General features: G+C 40.4%; 17 protein-coding genes. 12 read left to right on the forward strand and 5 right to left on the reverse strand.

Translation table 11 applies throughout. The features are described from left to right. Positions 1 to 286: 286 nt before the first annotated feature. Positions 287 to 967 (reverse strand): response regulator transcription factor, encoded by a 681-nt coding sequence (locus AC3ISE_RS05830; RefSeq protein ID WP_489223418.1) that lies wholly within the window; start codon positions 965 to 967, stop codon positions 287 to 289. Between the two features lie 163 nt (positions 968 to 1,130). Between AC3ISE_RS05830 and AC3ISE_RS05835 the strand changes: the two genes are divergently transcribed. From AC3ISE_RS05835 to AC3ISE_RS05845, 3 genes are all read left to right on the forward strand, one after another. Beyond that, complete coding sequence (locus tag AC3ISE_RS05835; RefSeq protein WP_489223419.1) at positions 1,131 to 2,474, forward strand: copper amine oxidase; 1,344 nt, start codon at positions 1,131 to 1,133, stop codon at positions 2,472 to 2,474. Positions 2,475 to 2,536: 62 nt separating this feature from the next. After that, positions 2,537 to 3,517: a class F sortase gene (locus AC3ISE_RS05840; protein WP_489223420.1), complete on the forward strand. Its 981-nt coding sequence runs from the start codon at positions 2,537 to 2,539 to the stop codon at positions 3,515 to 3,517. Between the two features lie 609 nt (positions 3,518 to 4,126). After that, positions 4,127 to 5,596 carry a phospholipase D family protein gene (locus tag AC3ISE_RS05845; protein WP_489223421.1) on the forward strand — a complete coding sequence of 490 codons (1,470 nt, stop codon included), beginning with the start codon at positions 4,127 to 4,129 and terminating at the stop codon, positions 5,594 to 5,596. 34 nt (positions 5,597 to 5,630) lie between these two features. Here the strand turns inward: AC3ISE_RS05845 and AC3ISE_RS05850 are convergent, their stop codons facing one another. Beyond that, positions 5,631 to 6,230 (reverse strand): short chain dehydrogenase, encoded by a 600-nt coding sequence (locus AC3ISE_RS05850; RefSeq protein ID WP_489223422.1) that lies wholly within the window; start codon positions 6,228 to 6,230, stop codon positions 5,631 to 5,633. A 395-nt stretch (positions 6,231 to 6,625) separates the two neighbouring features. Here AC3ISE_RS05850 and AC3ISE_RS05855 point away from each other — a divergent pair, with 395 nt between their 5' ends. Continuing rightward, positions 6,626 to 7,813, forward strand: a complete 1,188-nt coding sequence (locus AC3ISE_RS05855) for a CaiB/BaiF CoA transferase family protein (protein WP_489223423.1) — start codon at positions 6,626 to 6,628, stop codon at positions 7,811 to 7,813. Positions 7,814 to 7,889: 76 nt separating this feature from the next. Here AC3ISE_RS05855 and AC3ISE_RS05860 read toward each other — a convergent pair whose 3' ends face one another. Together AC3ISE_RS05860 and AC3ISE_RS05865 are read right to left on the reverse strand one after the other, a co-directional pair. After that, positions 7,890 to 8,153: a YiaA/YiaB family inner membrane protein gene (locus AC3ISE_RS05860; RefSeq protein ID WP_133311781.1), complete on the reverse strand. Its 264-nt coding sequence runs from the start codon at positions 8,151 to 8,153 to the stop codon at positions 7,890 to 7,892. A gap of 189 nt (positions 8,154 to 8,342) precedes the next feature. Then, entirely contained in the window at positions 8,343 to 8,735 is a 393-nt protein-coding gene (locus AC3ISE_RS05865; protein ID WP_252204200.1) for a DUF948 domain-containing protein, read from the reverse strand. Positions 8,736 to 8,867: 132 nt separating this feature from the next. On the opposite strand from AC3ISE_RS05865, the gene AC3ISE_RS05870 reads away from it, so the two are divergent. The 5 genes from AC3ISE_RS05870 to AC3ISE_RS05890 all read left to right on the forward strand — a co-directional run bounded on the left by AC3ISE_RS05870 (position 8,868) and on the right by AC3ISE_RS05890 (position 11,720). Continuing rightward, entirely contained in the window at positions 8,868 to 9,383 is a 516-nt protein-coding gene (locus AC3ISE_RS05870) for a GNAT family N-acetyltransferase (protein ID WP_489223424.1), read from the forward strand. 291 nt (positions 9,384 to 9,674) lie between these two features. After that, entirely contained in the window at positions 9,675 to 9,803 is a 129-nt protein-coding gene (locus AC3ISE_RS05875) for an FbpB family small basic protein (protein WP_307437867.1), read from the forward strand. 15 nt (positions 9,804 to 9,818) lie between these two features. After that, positions 9,819 to 10,211, forward strand: a complete 393-nt coding sequence (locus AC3ISE_RS05880; protein WP_489223425.1) for a sporulation protein — start codon at positions 9,819 to 9,821, stop codon at positions 10,209 to 10,211. Positions 10,212 to 10,215: 4 nt separating this feature from the next. Next, entirely contained in the window at positions 10,216 to 10,998 is a 783-nt protein-coding gene (locus tag AC3ISE_RS05885) for a TerC family protein (protein ID WP_489223426.1), read from the forward strand. Positions 10,999 to 11,147: 149 nt separating this feature from the next. Then, positions 11,148 to 11,720: a YdcF family protein gene (locus AC3ISE_RS05890; RefSeq protein ID WP_489223427.1), complete on the forward strand. Its 573-nt coding sequence runs from the start codon at positions 11,148 to 11,150 to the stop codon at positions 11,718 to 11,720. Here AC3ISE_RS05890 and AC3ISE_RS05895 read toward each other — a convergent pair. Beyond that, positions 11,717 to 11,920 (reverse strand): hypothetical protein, encoded by a 204-nt coding sequence (locus AC3ISE_RS05895; RefSeq protein ID WP_133311774.1) that lies wholly within the window; start codon positions 11,918 to 11,920, stop codon positions 11,717 to 11,719. The genes AC3ISE_RS05890 and AC3ISE_RS05895 overlap by 4 nt on opposite strands. A 335-nt stretch (positions 11,921 to 12,255) precedes the next feature. On the opposite strand from AC3ISE_RS05895, the gene AC3ISE_RS05900 reads away from it, so the two are divergent. The 3 genes from AC3ISE_RS05900 to AC3ISE_RS05910 all read left to right on the forward strand — a co-directional run bounded on the left by AC3ISE_RS05900 (position 12,256) and on the right by AC3ISE_RS05910 (position 15,943). Beyond that, positions 12,256 to 13,110 carry a DUF1206 domain-containing protein gene (locus AC3ISE_RS05900; protein WP_489223428.1) on the forward strand — a complete coding sequence of 285 codons (855 nt, stop codon included), beginning with the start codon at positions 12,256 to 12,258 and terminating at the stop codon, positions 13,108 to 13,110. A 190-nt stretch (positions 13,111 to 13,300) separates the two neighbouring features. Then, a complete protein-coding gene (locus AC3ISE_RS05905; RefSeq protein WP_489223429.1) occupies positions 13,301 to 14,320 on the forward strand; it encodes a DUF3231 family protein in 1,020 nt (339 codons plus the stop codon). A gap of 102 nt (positions 14,321 to 14,422) precedes the next feature. Further along, positions 14,423 to 15,943: a spore germination protein gene (locus AC3ISE_RS05910; RefSeq protein WP_489223430.1), complete on the forward strand. Its 1,521-nt coding sequence runs from the start codon at positions 14,423 to 14,425 to the stop codon at positions 15,941 to 15,943. Positions 15,944 to 15,947: the final 4 nt, after the last annotated feature.

Raw genomic sequence — 15,947 nt, forward strand, 5'->3', positions numbered from 1 at the left:
TTTAGGAAAGACATGATAAATCTCTTATAACATAAGGGTTCGTGCACTTTTTTTAATGGTGATACAAGTATCTGTATCACCTTTTTTGTTTTCTACCTTTGCATTGCATAGAAATCCTTTGATTAAACAGGTGAGGAGAACCGTATATAAGAATCAGTCGCCTCCAAGGATTCCCCAACTTTTAGTAAGCGAGATCCGAGTATTCAACCGCCCACTATGATACCCAAAAAACTGAAGTAGGAGTTTTTTCCGTTATATCAATCGGTAGTTTGCTTTTTTCTGCTGCTCAATTCTCCACTTCAAACTTATACCCCACACTCCACACAGTCTGAATCAGTTGTGCCTCTTCCTTTAATTTCAGCCGCAGGGTTTTGATATGGGTATCGACTGTTCTGCCGGTGCCTTTGTAATCGTCTCCCCATACAGCCTGAAGCAGCTGATCGCGTGAAAAAACGGTTCCTTTATTTTTAGCAAGGAGGGACAGCATGTCAAATTCTTTAAGGGTTAAGGAAAGCGGCTTACCATTTATGTATGCACGGTACGCCATGGAATCCAGAACGAGCGGGCCGATTGATAGTTCTGTGCTTTGCCTGGTTTGATAATTGGCTCTTCTTAAAACGGATTCAATTCGCGCCAGAAGCTCTCCCGGATGGAATGGCTTGACAATGTAATCGTCTCCGCCAAGCTTAAGGCCATGAATTTTATCCCATTCCTCTCCTTTTGCAGATAAAAAAATAAGCGGAATGTGATAAGACTTCTTTAATTCTTCCGCAAAAGCAAATCCATCCATAAAGGGCATCATCACATCTGCTAGGATAAGATCAGGTTCTTTCTTTGAAATCAGTTCGAGAGCTTCCAGCCCATTAGAAGCTTCCAGTACGGCGTAGCCATCTTTAAATAAAAAGGTCTTAATCAATGACCTCATCGGTTCTTCATCGTCTATTATCAAGATCGTCGGTTCATTCACACTGAGTTCCCCCGCTGTATTAATCTTTCAAAATTAATTCTCTCAAGTCATTTTATAGGAAAAAAAGAAAATAAACAAAAAAGTGATCCATATGGAAAACCCGCTCGTTATCTTAACAAGAAGTTCAAAAAGGACTCAAATTTTTCAGGAGGAGAGTGGAATCATGAAAATTAAGAAGTTATTAGTTCCAGCACTTAGCTTATCGTTACTCGTCCCAGCTTTTGGAACAGCCAATGCAGAAGAAATGAAGCCGACAGTTAATACGCCGGCCGCTCAACTTAGAGCAGATTTAGACTATCTCTTATCTGAACACTTCGTTTTAGCCGTATCGGCCATGACAAAATCGTATGATGGTGCAAAAGATGCAGAAGCCGCAAATAAAGCACTTGATCAAAACGCAGCTGACATGACGCCGGCAATTGCTTCGGTATATGGAGAAGAAGGCGCAGCTGAATTTGAGAGAATCTTCAGAGGCCACAATGATTACACAGCAGATCTAGTAAACGCAGCAAAAGACAAAGATGAAAATGCACGTGCAGAAGCTGAAAAAGAAGTTGCTGAATTTGTAGAAGAATTCTCTGCTTTCTTAGGAACAGCAACTGAAGGCAAGCTTCCAAAAGAAGCAGCTGAAGAAGCGGTAAAAGTTCACGAAGCACAAGTTCTTGAAGTATTTGATAACTACGTTGAAGGCGACTATAAAGAAGCGAATGAAACGTTCCGTGAAGGGTACAAGCATATGTATGTCATCAGTGATGCACTAGCAGGAGCAATCACGACGCAAATGCCTGAGAAATTTGAAAACACAAAATCAGATACTCCTGCAGCAGATCTTCGTTCTACGTTAAACAGTCTTGCAGCTGAACATTTCGCTTTAGCAGCCACAGGCATGCAAAAAGGTGTTGATCAAAAAGAAGATTACGACTTCGTCAGCTGGTCTGAAGATGCAAACACGGCAGACTTCAAAGCGGCAATCGGTTCTATCTACGGAGAGGAAGGCGCAGCACAGTTTGAAAAAGTATGGCAGGGCAACCATATCAATGCGCAGGCTGAAATTGTAGCAGCCACTCTTGAAGGCGACGAAGCAAAAGTAAACGAAGCAAAAGCTAAGCTTGATCAGTTTGCAATGGATTTTGGTGCATTCCTTGGTGCAGCTACTGCTGAAAACTTGCCTGCAAAGGATGCAGAAGGTGCAGTTAAAGCGCATGAAGCACTTGTCACTCAAACATTTGATCAATATGCTGCAGGAGACTATGATGCTTCTTACAAATCCTTCCGAGAAGGCTACAAATTTATGTTTGGTGTAGGCCAAACATTGGGAAATGCAATTGTAACGCAAATGCCTGACAAATTTGCAGCTTCTGAAATGCCTGAAGATATGCCGAAAACAGGTATGGGCGGAGCAAGTGAAACAACTTCTCTTTCTGCTATGACATTTGCGGGTCTTGGATCACTCCTTGCACTTACAGCATTGTTCTTGTTCCGCAGAAAATCAGCTAATCAACAATAAATAAATGGATGAAGAGAGGGAGACCTCTCTTCTCCTTCAATAAAAAGAGGTGTAACGGTCCCATGAAAAAAATTATGATTCTTTCTATCAGCAGTCTTATCTGTTTTATCCTCGCAGGCTACAATTATGGTATTTTTCCAAATCAGCAATCCTCCCAAAAACAGTCCCCAAAAACAGCAGAGCAAACGGAAGTTCAGACGGAGAATGTAACCGCTGAATCTGAAAACGCGGAAAGCCCATTATCCAATGAGTTTACTCTATTAAAATCCGAAGTTAGAAAGCTGACAGAAGCACAAGCAAGACAATCGGCTCAAATGAAAGGCATAATGCCTGTTAAAGTAGAGATCCCTTCAATAAAAGTAGAAGCGAACATTGAACAGGTAGGTATTTTAGATAACGGACAGATGGGAGTCCCTCAGAAAATCAATGATGTAGGCTGGTTTGAACCGGGGGTAAAACCAGGAAGCAGAGGCAGCGCTGTTCTTGCCGGACACGTGGACAGCAAAACAGGACCTGCCATCTTCTTTAATTTAAAAGACTTAAAGCAAGGTGATGAAATTATTGTGACAGATAAAACAGGAAAGGCCTTGACTTTTCTTGTGAAAAAACAAGAGAGCTATCCCCGGGGATCAGCTCCTATCGATGAAATCTTTCAGACCTCAGAAGGACAAAATCTAAACCTGATTACATGCTCAGGCACATTCAACCGATCAGCTGGTACACATGAAGAAAGACTCGTCGTGTTTGCTGAACTGAAAAAAGAAAAGGAAATCCAAAAGGAAGCACCACCTGCTTCACCTGAAAGTGTAGAGATAAATGGCACGTTTGTAACATGGCACGCTGTAAGAAATGAAAACATCGTGGGGTACAGAATCTACAGAGGTGACAAAAATGGGGTCAGCTTCGAAAAAGCGGGAAGCGTCTCAGCCCATGAAAGAAAGAGCTTTACCGATGAAAACGCCGAAAAACACACCTATTATGTAACCGCCATTGATGCTTACGGGCAGGAATCAGAGCCTTCTGACATCGCAGCCGTAAAATAAACATATTATTAGAGGCTGGAAAAAATGGTTTTTAGCCAAAGAAAATCCGAACTATTATGTGAAATTCCAACTTGAATTTCGTTTTAGTTCGGATTTTTTCTTTGGCTCTTTTCATAAATATTGTTGATGCCAGACTAAATGGTAGAAACCTTAAGTGGATTGCAGCGGAAGGAACTTGACTCCTGCGGGATATAGAGCAAATTGGGAGACCCCACAGGCAACGCCGAGGAGGCTCCCATGCTCCCCGCGGAAAGCAAGTTCCTCTCGCTGCAAGGAACGGACATCATTTATCATGAAAAACAACAATCTATGCGAAAATAGCCCTTTCTTTTAAAGGTTTTCGCACTATTCAATGTTGGGCTTTCATTCAGGAGATGATCGTTAGGTCCCAGTCTCTTTTTGTGCTGGCTGAAGAAAAAAGCAAGTGATTTCCATTTTGTTATGTCTTTCATTTGAAACTTTTCAGTTAGAATTAGCGTATATAAGTTATGTGAAACTTACTTTTGAGTGTTATATAGTGAAAGAATAAAAATGTATGAAAATGGAAGATGATTCTGCTGCTTTTAAAAGAAAATATTCATTTATCCACCTAAGGTAAGGAGAGTCAACATGCCCAAACCAGTCATAAATGAGCAGTCCGTTGTCCGTAAAAAACAAAAGAGAAAAGTGATTCTTGGTGCCATTTTGCTGCTCATGCTGCTGTCTGCAAGTGCTGCTGTTTATCATTATTTAAAACCGCTTCCTGAAGGCATCTCGCACGAAGGAGACATTCATTCTTCCGGTCAGGTTGAGTTTTTATATGATCTAACGTTTGAAAACGAAGGAAACGTCACTCATAATCAGGTTATTTTTGATCAAATTGAGACCATGATTGACGAAGCTGACGATTTTATCCTGATGGATATGTTCCTGTTTAACGATGAATATGACCGGTCAGCGAGCTATCCTGCTTTATCAAAGACTTTGATGGAAGCTTTAATTGAGAAAAAACAGCAGGACCAAGAAGTGGACATAACCGTTATTACAGACCGCATCAATACCTTTTATGGTTCATATCCGTCTGAAATTGCTGAAGAACTCAAAGAAGAAGGGATAAAGGTTGTGTTTACAGATCTAAAACCTCTTAGAGATTCGAATCCTTTTTATTCAGGAGGACATAGAACGTTTCTTCAGTGGTTCGGAACGTCAGGCAGCGGTTGGATTCCGAATGCCTTCAGTCCCGACTCTCCTGACGTAACGCTTAGATCCTATCTCGATCTTCTGAACTTTAAAGCCAACCACCGCAAAGTAGTGGTCAATGAGAAAGAGGGTCTTGTTACTTCCGCCAATCCGCACGATGGCAGCTCTCTGCATTCCAACATTGCCTTTGTTGTCAAAGGAGAGATATTGAGAGAACTTGTTCAAACAGAAAAGGCTGTTGCCGATTTGTCAGGAGCAGATGTAAAGATCAACGAAAGTGAGTCTGTCTTTAAGCAGGCCGAATCTGGCGAATACGATGTTCAGCTTTTGACAGAAGGTAAAATAAAAAAGCATCTGCTTGATGAACTTGAAAAAACGAAGGAACAAGAAAAAGTGACAGTAGGAGCGTTTTATCTATCAGACCGGGATATTGTCAAAGAATTGCTTGCAGCTTCTAAAAGAGGAGCTGAGATCAAGCTGATTCTTGATGCCAACAAAGATGCATTCGGACGCGAGAAAAATGGTGTTCCAAACAGACCTGTCGCTCATGAACTGGTAACGGATTCGGATCAAAAGATTCAAGTCCGCTGGTACAAAACGAATGGGGAACAGTATCATACGAAGCTTGTCTTTTTTGAGAGAAATCAAGAGGACACAGTGATTGGCGGCTCTGCCAATTTTACAAAACGGAACCTGGGTGATTTTAACCTTGAAACGGATTTGAAAATAACGGGTCCAGCTGACACTGGAATGATGAAGGAAATCGAAGATTATTTTCACACGATCTGGAATAACGAGTCAGGCACCTACACTGAAGATTACGAGGTGTTTGCAGATGATTCGTTTTGCCTTCGTTTGCTTTACCGCTTTCAGGAGTGGAGCGGGATATCGAGCTTTTAACAAGAACGGCAGCCTGTGAGCTGCCGTTTTCTTTTTAATACACTTTATACGTTTGCCCCGTTTGAGCACCAAGGACACTTTTTTTATAAGCAAGTGCTGCATCCGCTGCAGCAACCGGTTTAAAACCCTGAAAAAATTCAGCATACTTATCCATGGATTCAATCAGGACATTGGGACTTACGTTATTAATTCTGATTCCGCGCGGCATTTCAATGGCTGATGCTCTGACAAACGCCTGAATTCCGCCGTTCGCCATGGCTGCGGAAGCTCCTTTAAGAATCGGATCATCCATCATGACTCCGCTGGTGAGAGTAAAGCTGCCTCCGTCGTTTACAAAAGGAATGCCGAGTAAGACGAGGTTGACCTGACCTTTTAGTTTGCTCATGATTCCTGTTTCATTTAATTCAGGCGTAAGCTCTTCAAGGGGGGCAAATTGTGCTCTTCCGGCAGCGCTGACAACTGCGTCTACTTTGCCCACAGCTTCATACATCTTTTTTATGCTTTCGGGAGAAGTGAAATCTACTTCTACATCAGTGCCGTTACGGCCTGCACGAATGATTTCATGATCTGTGCCAAATTCTTTTACAATCGCATTTCCGATTGTTCCGCTTGCACCTATTAGTAAGATCCTCATTGAACAGCCTCCTTATGGATGATTATGGTTTCTATTATATCTTCCATTTTTCTGTTCTTCCAATCATTTAAGCTGGAATTAATAATTGCTTTCTTTTTCCTATATACCGACAGTATTTTGTCTGAGGAGTTGTAACTTATAAATAAATATTAGATTGATAAATTCAGAACATTCAGATATAATGGCAATACCAATCCGATGACAGCAAAAGCCTTGCTGCATAGCCGGAATAATGGATAGCATGAATACTAAATAAAAATGGCACCTTATTCATTTGATCTTCTTTTACAGGAAGACGAGCCTTGAGTTAAGAGCCAGTGAAACGGCAATGTTCGCACATTGCCTGTTTTACTGGCTCTTTTTTATTTGGAATTTAAAGAAAAGAGGCAGATAAAATGGGAAGAGCATTAGAAGGAGTAAAAATAATAGATTTATCCCGTGTGTTAGCCGGTCCTTTTTGCACCATGGTTCTTGGCGATTTAGGGGCAGAGATTATTAAAGTTGAGCATCACGAATCTGGTGATGAAACAAGAGCCTGGGGACCGCCGTTCATTAATGGAGAAAGTGCCTATTATTTGTGCGCAAACAGGAATAAACAAAGCATCACTCTTAATCTTAAATCAGAAAAAGGTAAAGAGATTTTTCATCAGCTTGTATCTTCTGGAGATGTTGTGGTTCAAAATTTTAAAACAGGTACATTGGGAAAAATGGATTTAGGCTACGAACAATTAAAAGAGAGCAATCCATCACTGATCATGGCTTCGATTACAGGGTTTGGCTTAAATGGACCATATAAAAACTTACCTGGCTACGATTATATCATTCAGGCAATGAGCGGATTAATGAGCATCACAGGTGAGCCAGAAGAAGAACCTGTGAAAGTCGGGGTTGCGATTGCAGACGTTTTAACAGGTTTATACACGTGCATTGGAATTATGACAGCTTTGTATCACCGGGAAAGAACTGGAGAGGGTCAGGAAATTGATATTTCATTAATGGACTGTCAAGTTGCTTCATTAATCAATGTGGCCAGTAATTTTTTATGCAGCGGGGTTGAACCTGTCAGACTCGGAAATCAGCATCCAAACATTGTCCCTTATCAAGTGTTCTCAGCGTTAGATGGGGATTTCGTCGTTGCCGTTGGAAACAATGATCAATTTCGAAGATTTACAAATCAATTGGGAGTGCCTGATTTAGCAGACATGAAAGAGTTTCGTACGAATGAAGCAAGAATTCAAAATAAGGATCGTTTAATCACGATATGTGAGGATATTTTAAAGAGAAAAACAAGAAAAGAATGGAAAGACCTGTTTGATAGCAGCGGAATACCAAACGGACCAATCAATTCAGTAAAAGAAATGTTTGAGGATCCTCAAATGAAAGCCAGGGAGATGGTGGTAAAAATGAACCATCCTCTCATTGAAGATCTTAAATTAACAGGATCTCCTCTAAAACTATCTAAAACTCCGGTAACTATGAATAAATACCCTCCATTATATGGGGAACATACGGACGAAATTCTGCAGCAATTAGGGTATAGTAAAGAACAAATTTTAGATTTTAAGCAAAATAAGATTATTTAATAAGAACGGAAGAACTTATACTTATAATCGCATAAAAAAGAAGGCACACACCTGCACCTTCCAAGTTATCAGTCTATTAATCCATCGATTTTCCGATATTCTGCTTGCGTTCCTGCTCAGCGATTAATTCATCATCTTCGGCGTTATCTCTTGTTACTTTCTGAGTAAGAATGGCTCCGACTGCAACCAGCATCATAACGGCAATGTAGTATCCTTTTTCATTCAGCTGAAGATTGTCTGCGTTGTAAAGACCGATACAAAATAATGCGACACCTGCAAAAAATGTGAAATAGGCTAAAAAGGTGAATGCCGGCGTATTTCTTCTTCTGTATTTTTGCATAGTTATGACCTCCCTGATATTAAAGTTATGTAAGTAATGACTTAGATATCATACCATAATTTACCTAAAGTGAAACCTGTGGATTGTAAAATTTTTGTTGATTTTCAAGCCGCATATGAGATAGTAAATCCATCCTGATGGAAAATAAATACAAAAAGAACGATTTGCCGGCAGCAAATCGCTCTTTTTTCACTTCACATTAATATGAACAGGCCCCTTGATCCGGACAGGCGGTTCATTTACTGAAATTTCGGTGCGTGGAGGGCGTTTTCCGCCGAAGACCGCACCTACCTGTTTAATCGAGCTTGTGACATTATGAATCATTTCTCCCACATCCTGTGCGGATTCAAGCAGCGGATCGACCGTTTTGATTTTTCCTTTTACGTCAACGGTAATCTGATTCGCTGTATGTATCAGCTGTTCTGCTTCTTCTGTCAGGCCGTTGACTGCGTTTCTGACCTCAGCAAGTGTCTTGTTTGTTTCATCAAGTGTGACCATCCCTTTTTTCAACGTCCCGACCAGATTGACAGCAAGAAAAATAAATGCGCCTGATGCTCCTGCTACACTTAATTTAATAAGCATTTCTTCACTCCTTTTTACTTTCACTTTATGTTTTTCCGGGACCGTACATTCCTATATTTAATCGATAGAAATTTTATGGTCAGTTGAGGTAAACTGTTCTTAATGAAGTCACGCAGCGAAAGGAATAAATAAATGATAAAAATCAGACAAGAAGCCCCTTCAGATATCTCAGCCATAAAAAAAGTAAATGATGCAGCATTCGGTCAGGAAAATGAGGCAAATTTAATTCATACAATCAGAAAATCTCCGTCCTTTGTGCCAGAACTTTCTCTAGTTGCCGAAAACGAAGAAATTGTCGGACATATTTTGTTCAGTAAAATAACAATCGAAACGGAAAACGGCAGTGAGGTTCCTTCACTCGCTCTAGCGCCTATGGCGGTTAAGCCGGAATTTCAGAAAGAGGGAATTGGATCACAGCTTGTTCATGAAGGGCTGAAACGCTGCAGAGAACACGGTTATGATTCAGTCCTTGTCCTTGGACATCCTGAGTTTTACCCAAAGTTTGGTTTTGTTCCAGCAAGCAGCAAAGGAATTAAACCGCCATTTAAAGTTCCGGATGATGTGTTTATGCTGATTGAGTTAAAGTCAGGTTCGCTAGATGAAGCAGCTGGAGTTGTGAAGTATCCGCCTGCTTTTATGAATGTGTGATCTTGGCCTAATTTTCAAAATTCTTATGATTTTATGTTGACACAGAATAGGATTGCCTTTATGATAAGAGTATACAAATCGAATAGTTTCTCCTAAAGGGGAGTAGCTTTTACAATAGAGTCGTCATTTCGAAGCATTTGCTTCCGGCCCTATTGGCAACCATTACGTTGTTAGCAAGACCTTTACCTATAACGGTAAAGGTCTTTATATTTTTTCAGATAAAAAACCTTTGCCGGATCACAGGCAGAGGTTTTTTTTATTCGAAAAATGTCCTGAAAGGTGAGATGAAAAATGAAAAAAGTCAGAGGTTCAATTGAAAAGCTTATTAGAGAAAACAAAGAGGAGCTGCTGAAGGATAAACGCCAGCTCGAAAAAATTGAAAAACGCATTGACGATAAATATTCAAAAGGAAATTCATAACAGGAGGAATGTATAATGATACTCAGAAAATATATGTCGATTTTAGGAATCGGTTCAGCGCAGATTGATCTAATTTTGCCTAAGGAAGAATTTCAGCCAGGTGACTGCATCAAAGGTTATTTCTTAATCAAAGGCGGTGTCATTGAGCAGCAGCTGAAGCGGATTGATTGTGATTTAGTCATGGCTGATTTGTCATCAGGAACAGAAAAGGTCATCGAAACAGCCAATATTTTAACATCTAAACAAATTCAGTCAGAGGAGCAGAACAGGATCGATTTTAGATTCAGCTTGCCTGAGGATTTAGCGGATTCAACAGAGGAGAGGTCGTATTACTTTAATACAAGACTTGTGTTTAATGAAGGTGTGATCAGCAAAGATCAGGATTTTATTACGGTAAAGGGGGACTAATTAAATGGAAATGACGATGTTAATGGAATATGGATGGGTTCTGCTCCTGTTAATTGCAATCGAAGGGCTGCTCGCAGCAGATAATGCTCTTGTGCTGGCCATCATGGTGAAGCATCTTCCTGAAGAGCAGAGGAAGAAAGCCTTATTTTACGGTCTGGCCGGCGCGTTTGTTTTCCGCTTTGGCTCCCTGTTTGCGATTTCTTATCTCGTTGATGTATGGCAGGTTCAGGCAATCGGTGCTCTCTACTTGTTGTTCATTGCAGCTAATCATATTTTAAGAAAGCTAGTGTTTAAGAAAAAAGAAGAAGAAAAGCAGGATGAAAAGAAAAAGTCAGGATTCTGGCCAACGGTGCTTAAAATTGAGCTTGCGGATATTGCGTTTGCGGTTGATTCGATTCTTGCAGCCGTAGCGCTTGCTGTTACGTTGCCAAATACAAGTCTTCCTCAAATTGGAGGCTTGGATGGCGGCAAGTTTCTCGTCATTTTTGCTGGAGGAATCATCGGACTTGTGATCATGCGGTTTGCGGCTAACTTTTTTGTTGACTTGCTTCATAAAAGACCTGGTCTTGAAATTGCCGCATTCGCGATTGTTGGATGGGTAGGTGTGAAGCTCTCGGTCTACACGCTGTCACACCCGGAGCTCGCCATATTGTCAGAAGGATTTGCTAAGTCTCCTGCATGGAAAATCACATTCTATGTCGTTCTTGTTGGAATCGCATTAGCGGGCTGGTTTTTATCCAAAGAGAAAAAGGAAGAAACACCTGTAATTGAAGGAAAGAATGCATAAAATTAAAACGGTATCTTTTTTTGCTGGGAAGCTGGCAGGGGAGATATCGTTTTTTTGCATATATGGATTTCTAAAAAATACTAGTTTACCCATATATTATAATTTATATTAAATATATAAACTAATAAACATGAAACGGAAGTACTTCGATGAAAAAAAGAATCATGATAATTATAACCACACTTTTAGCTATAGGCTTAAGCTATACAGGCTTTTTGCATTACAACATCCACCAATACAGCTCAGAAAAAGCGATAGCAGACGCTGATTACATAATCGTACTCGGGGCGAAGGTGAATGGAACGGTTCCTTCGCTTGCCCTGCAATACAGGGCGGATGCAGCAGCAGAGTATTTAAAAGTCAATCCAAATACGATTGCGGTTGCCTCAGGAGGGCAGGGTCCCGGCGAAGAAATAACGGAAGCGGAGGCTATAAGCAGGATTCTGCAGGATCATGGGATAGAGGAATCCCGGATCATAAAAGAATCAAAGTCTACAAGTACAATTGAAAATCTGACCTTCTCGAAAGCATTGCTGCCGCCAAGTGCGAAAAAAGGTCTTATTGTAACAAACGATTTTCACATCTACCGTTCATGTATGATTGCACAAGATCTTGGTCTCGATGCAAAAGGACTGGCAGCCAAAACGCCAGCAGTAGCCGTTCTAAAATCCTATACTAGAGAATATTTGGCCATTACCAATTATTATGTGAAGAGCCGCTAAGAGGCAAAATAAAAAGAACCATCTTTTCCTTCTCCCTGGAAATGGTTCTTGTACTTTTGCTTATACAGCTGCTCTTTTTTTGTTTTTGTTTGTCTTGTACGCAAGTCCTGAAAGACAAATGGGCTTCTTCCTGCTTCCGGATTCCTTTCTCCTTCGCGCATTTTCTTCAATCGCTGTTTTTTTGCTTTAGATTGACTCATGCTTTAACACTCCTTGTCATGTATTTCTATCATTATACGAGAAAGGACCGGTTTTTGTACAGGAAATGGTAAAAATCTCAGAGTGAATGGGACTTTGAGATGTCTCTTTTTGGAGACTTTAATTTTCAATAATGATTTCTCCCTCGCCTATGGGTTCTTTAAAAACCACCTGCTTTATCTAATGGTTGTGCAAAAGTCTGATTTAGAGAGCTGTATTCCTTTCATTAGTTTACTCAATGGTTTTTGTCTCAAGAAACATTTTCCAACAGGTTTCTTTTCTCTTAACAATGGGAAATTAACACTCAGCAGGCATTATATTTAAGGGAGCGATTGGTATGGAGTATTCTGCAAAAGCAGGTGCTAAGCAAAAAACAAATCAGGCAGGAAATGAAACGAAGCCCTGGATCAGGCGTTTGGGCAGATTTGGATATATGGCAAAAGGTACCGTTTATTTCTTAATCGGGCTTCTTGCTTTGATGGCGGCACTTGGCCTTGGAGGCAAAATGACAGGAACAAGCGGGATGCTTGAGACGGTAGCAGGGAAGCCTTTTGGAGAAATTCTTCTTTGGGCGATCGGAATTGGCTTAATCGGATATGTGATTTGGGAAGTGATTAAGGCAATCCTCGATCCGGAAAATAAAGGAACGGATGCTAAAGGTTTATTGACTAGAGTTGGCTACGGAGTAAGTGCAATTATATATGGAGGTATCGCGTTTAAAGCCATCTCAATCGCCATGCATGCAAGTTCAGGAGGCGGAGGCGGATCGGAAAAAACGATCTCTGCCAAGTTATTGGCACAGCCTTTTGGACAATGGATCATCGGACTTGTAGGTATGATCATAATCGGCTACGGAGTTTATGAACTGTATAATGGTTACACTGAACGATTTATGAATAAATTCAGAGTCAGTGAAATGAATCAGCATGAGAAAAAGATTGCCAGAAAATCAGGGAAAATGGGGCTGATAGCTCGAGGAGCAGTTCTTGCTATGATCGGTTATTTCTTTATTCAGACAGCTATTACGGCTAACCCTGAACAATCAAAAGGCATTGACGGAGCACTTGCAGAACTCGCTTCAAAGCCTTACGGACAGTGGCTGCTTGGAATTGCAGCTGCAGGTCTGATGCTTTACGGCATTTATGAAGTGATTCGCGGACGCTATGAACATATGAGTTTTGGCGGAAAATAAGAAAGGGAGCAAGAATCCTGAAAAGGTTTCTTGCTCTTTTTTGTGGATCGATTAATAAAGCTTCAGAGTTGTAACCGATGAAATTAAAGAATTCCCCCCTTTATATAAATAAATGACTTCGATTTTATTGTTTCATAAATATAACTCCTTCAACAAATAATAGAAAAAACTAAATTTGGAGGAATTTTTCATGCAAGAAGGAAATCGTCCGAAGTTAACCTCATCTGAAATTGCATGCATATGGACAAGTTACATGAATGACAGTATGTCAAATTGTATTCTTTCGTTCTTTTTAAAGCATGCAGAGGATAAGGATATTCGACCCGTTATTGAGTTTTCCTATAATCTTACCGTTGCTCATCTGGATAAGCTAAAGGCCATTTTTGAAGAAGAGGATATTCCGGTTCCCTCAGGCTTTACAAGTGAGGATGTAAACCTTAATGCACCACGGCTGTATACAGATCTTTTCATGCTAACCTATATTAATCACATGGCGAAAGTAGGTATGCTTGCTTACGGCGGTCTTATTTCAATGAGTGCAAGGAAAGATATCCGCACACTTTATATAGAGGGGCTAAATGAGACAGCAAGGTTATTTGATATGAGTTCTGAGGTTGCCTTATCAAAAGGGGTATTTGTTAGAGCGCCTTACATTTCCTATCCAAAGAGCAAAGATTTTATTGACAGCAAAAAATATTTAAGCGGGTTTTCGCTGTTCAGCAAAAAAAGACCTTTGAATACAATTGAAATTTCTCATTTATTTATGAATATCCAGACAAATCTAATCGGAAGCAAGCTGGCACTAAGCTTTGCACAAATTTCACCGCGGGAAAACATTCAAAAATGGATGTTAAGAGGGAGTGAAATTTCCCAAAAGCATATTCAAATTTTCAGCAGAACACTTTTTGATAATCACATTCAGCCTCCGATATCTTCTGATATATGTATTACGGATTCCACAGCATCTCCTTTCTCAGATAAGCTTACGCTATTTCATATGTCATTGTTAAGTGCAGCTGGAACAGGAAACTATGCATCTGCGGCGGCAGCAAGCCAAAGGAGTGATCTCATTATGAATTATGAGCGCCTTTCACTCGAAATTGCCCAATATGCAAAGGATGGAGCAGATCTTGTAATAGGCAATGGATGGCTTGAGCAGCCTCCCGGCACAATTGATAAAGAACAGCTGATAAGAAAAAAAGACAGCTAAAGGTCTATTTGTAAAATCATTCATATTTTTACAGCAAACAAGGCATGTTAAGAATGTCTTGTTTTTTTGCACGAAACATCCTCAACAACAGGAGGGGAGAGTATGTTTTCTTTTTTTAAGAAAAATCCATCTTTTACACAACTGAAAAAAACAGATGCAGATAACGATGTCCCTAACCTTGAGGATCTCCTGAAGCAATGCAAGCTGTCAGCTGATTTTACCTCGTATCGTTATTCACAAAGCAGTCCTTATTATATTCATTACTATAAAACTTTAGTAGATGTAAATGTTTTACATAAGCATATTCTGCCTTTCCTAACCGAAGGACAGAGCAATACGAGTTTATTTGAACTGCAGGAAATCCTGCCGATTGATAATACAGAAATCATCAGCAATGTGCTCAAAATTCAGGAAAGGCTAATGTCTGGTTACATTGCCGTTCAATGTGAAACGAATTTAAATGAAGTCCTCTTGCTGTCAGCTGTTTCCCTTGAAAAAAGAGCGGTCAGCCTGCCTGAGGTTGAATACAGTGTTGTCGGACCTAAAGAAGCCTTTGTTGAATCTCTGGATGCAAATCTGAACTTAATTCGAAAAAGACTTCCTATTCCTGAACTTGTTGTTGTAGAGATGAGGGCAGGAAGGCTTTCTAAGACAAGAATAGCTGTTTTATATATTAAAGGTATTGCGAATGAAGACAACATCAATACCGTTGTACAGAGAATTAAAGACATCGATTATGACTCAATTTTGGATAGTTCAATGATTGCACAGATTATATCAGATAATAACAATTCCCCATTTCCCCAAATGATTGATACAGAACGGCCTGACAGGGTAGCGGGTGTTTTGTCAGAAGGGAAAATCACGGTTTTGGTTGACGGTTCTCCTCATGCGCTGACTGGTCCGACAACGCTGGTTGAATTTTTCTCTGCTTTTGAGGATTATTTTTTATCTTGGCCGATTGCCTCCATTTTCAGGCTGGTCCGGTTATTTGCCGTTTTCTTTTCCGTTATATCTACCGCCATGTATGTTGGCGTTCTTACCTATCATTACGAAATGATTCCGCAAAACCTTCTGAATCCGCTGGTAGCATCCAGAAGCGGTGTTCCTTTTCCGCCGATATTAGAGGCGATTATTCTTGAACTGACAATTGAGCTCCTGAGAGAAGCAGGAGCCAGATTGCCGACTAAGATTGGCCAGACAATTGGTATCGTAGGCGGAATTGTAATTGGAACAGCGGCTGTTCAAGCCGGACTTACGAGCAATGTACTGCTGATCATTGTGGCCCTTGCTGCACTCGCATCCTTTACTACTCCCGTTTATCAAATGGGCAACGTCATCCGTTTAATCCGTTTTCCTTTTATCTTTGCTGCACAGCTTTTTGGTCTAATAGGGATTGCTTTTTGTTTTGCTTATTTTCTTGGGCATTTGCTTAAGCTGTCCTCCTTAGGCCGTCCATATCTTGCACCAGTATATCCTCTAAGGCTGAAAGATTTAAAGGATTCCATTTTCAGGCTGCCGATGTACATGCAAAATAAAAGACCTCTTCAATTGAGATCACCTGCGCCTGATCGTTTTCAGCCAAAAGCTCATAAAAAAGTGAAGCGGGATATTGAGGAGTAAAGGA

Source organism: Metabacillus sp. KH_069 (assembly GCF_057838075.1).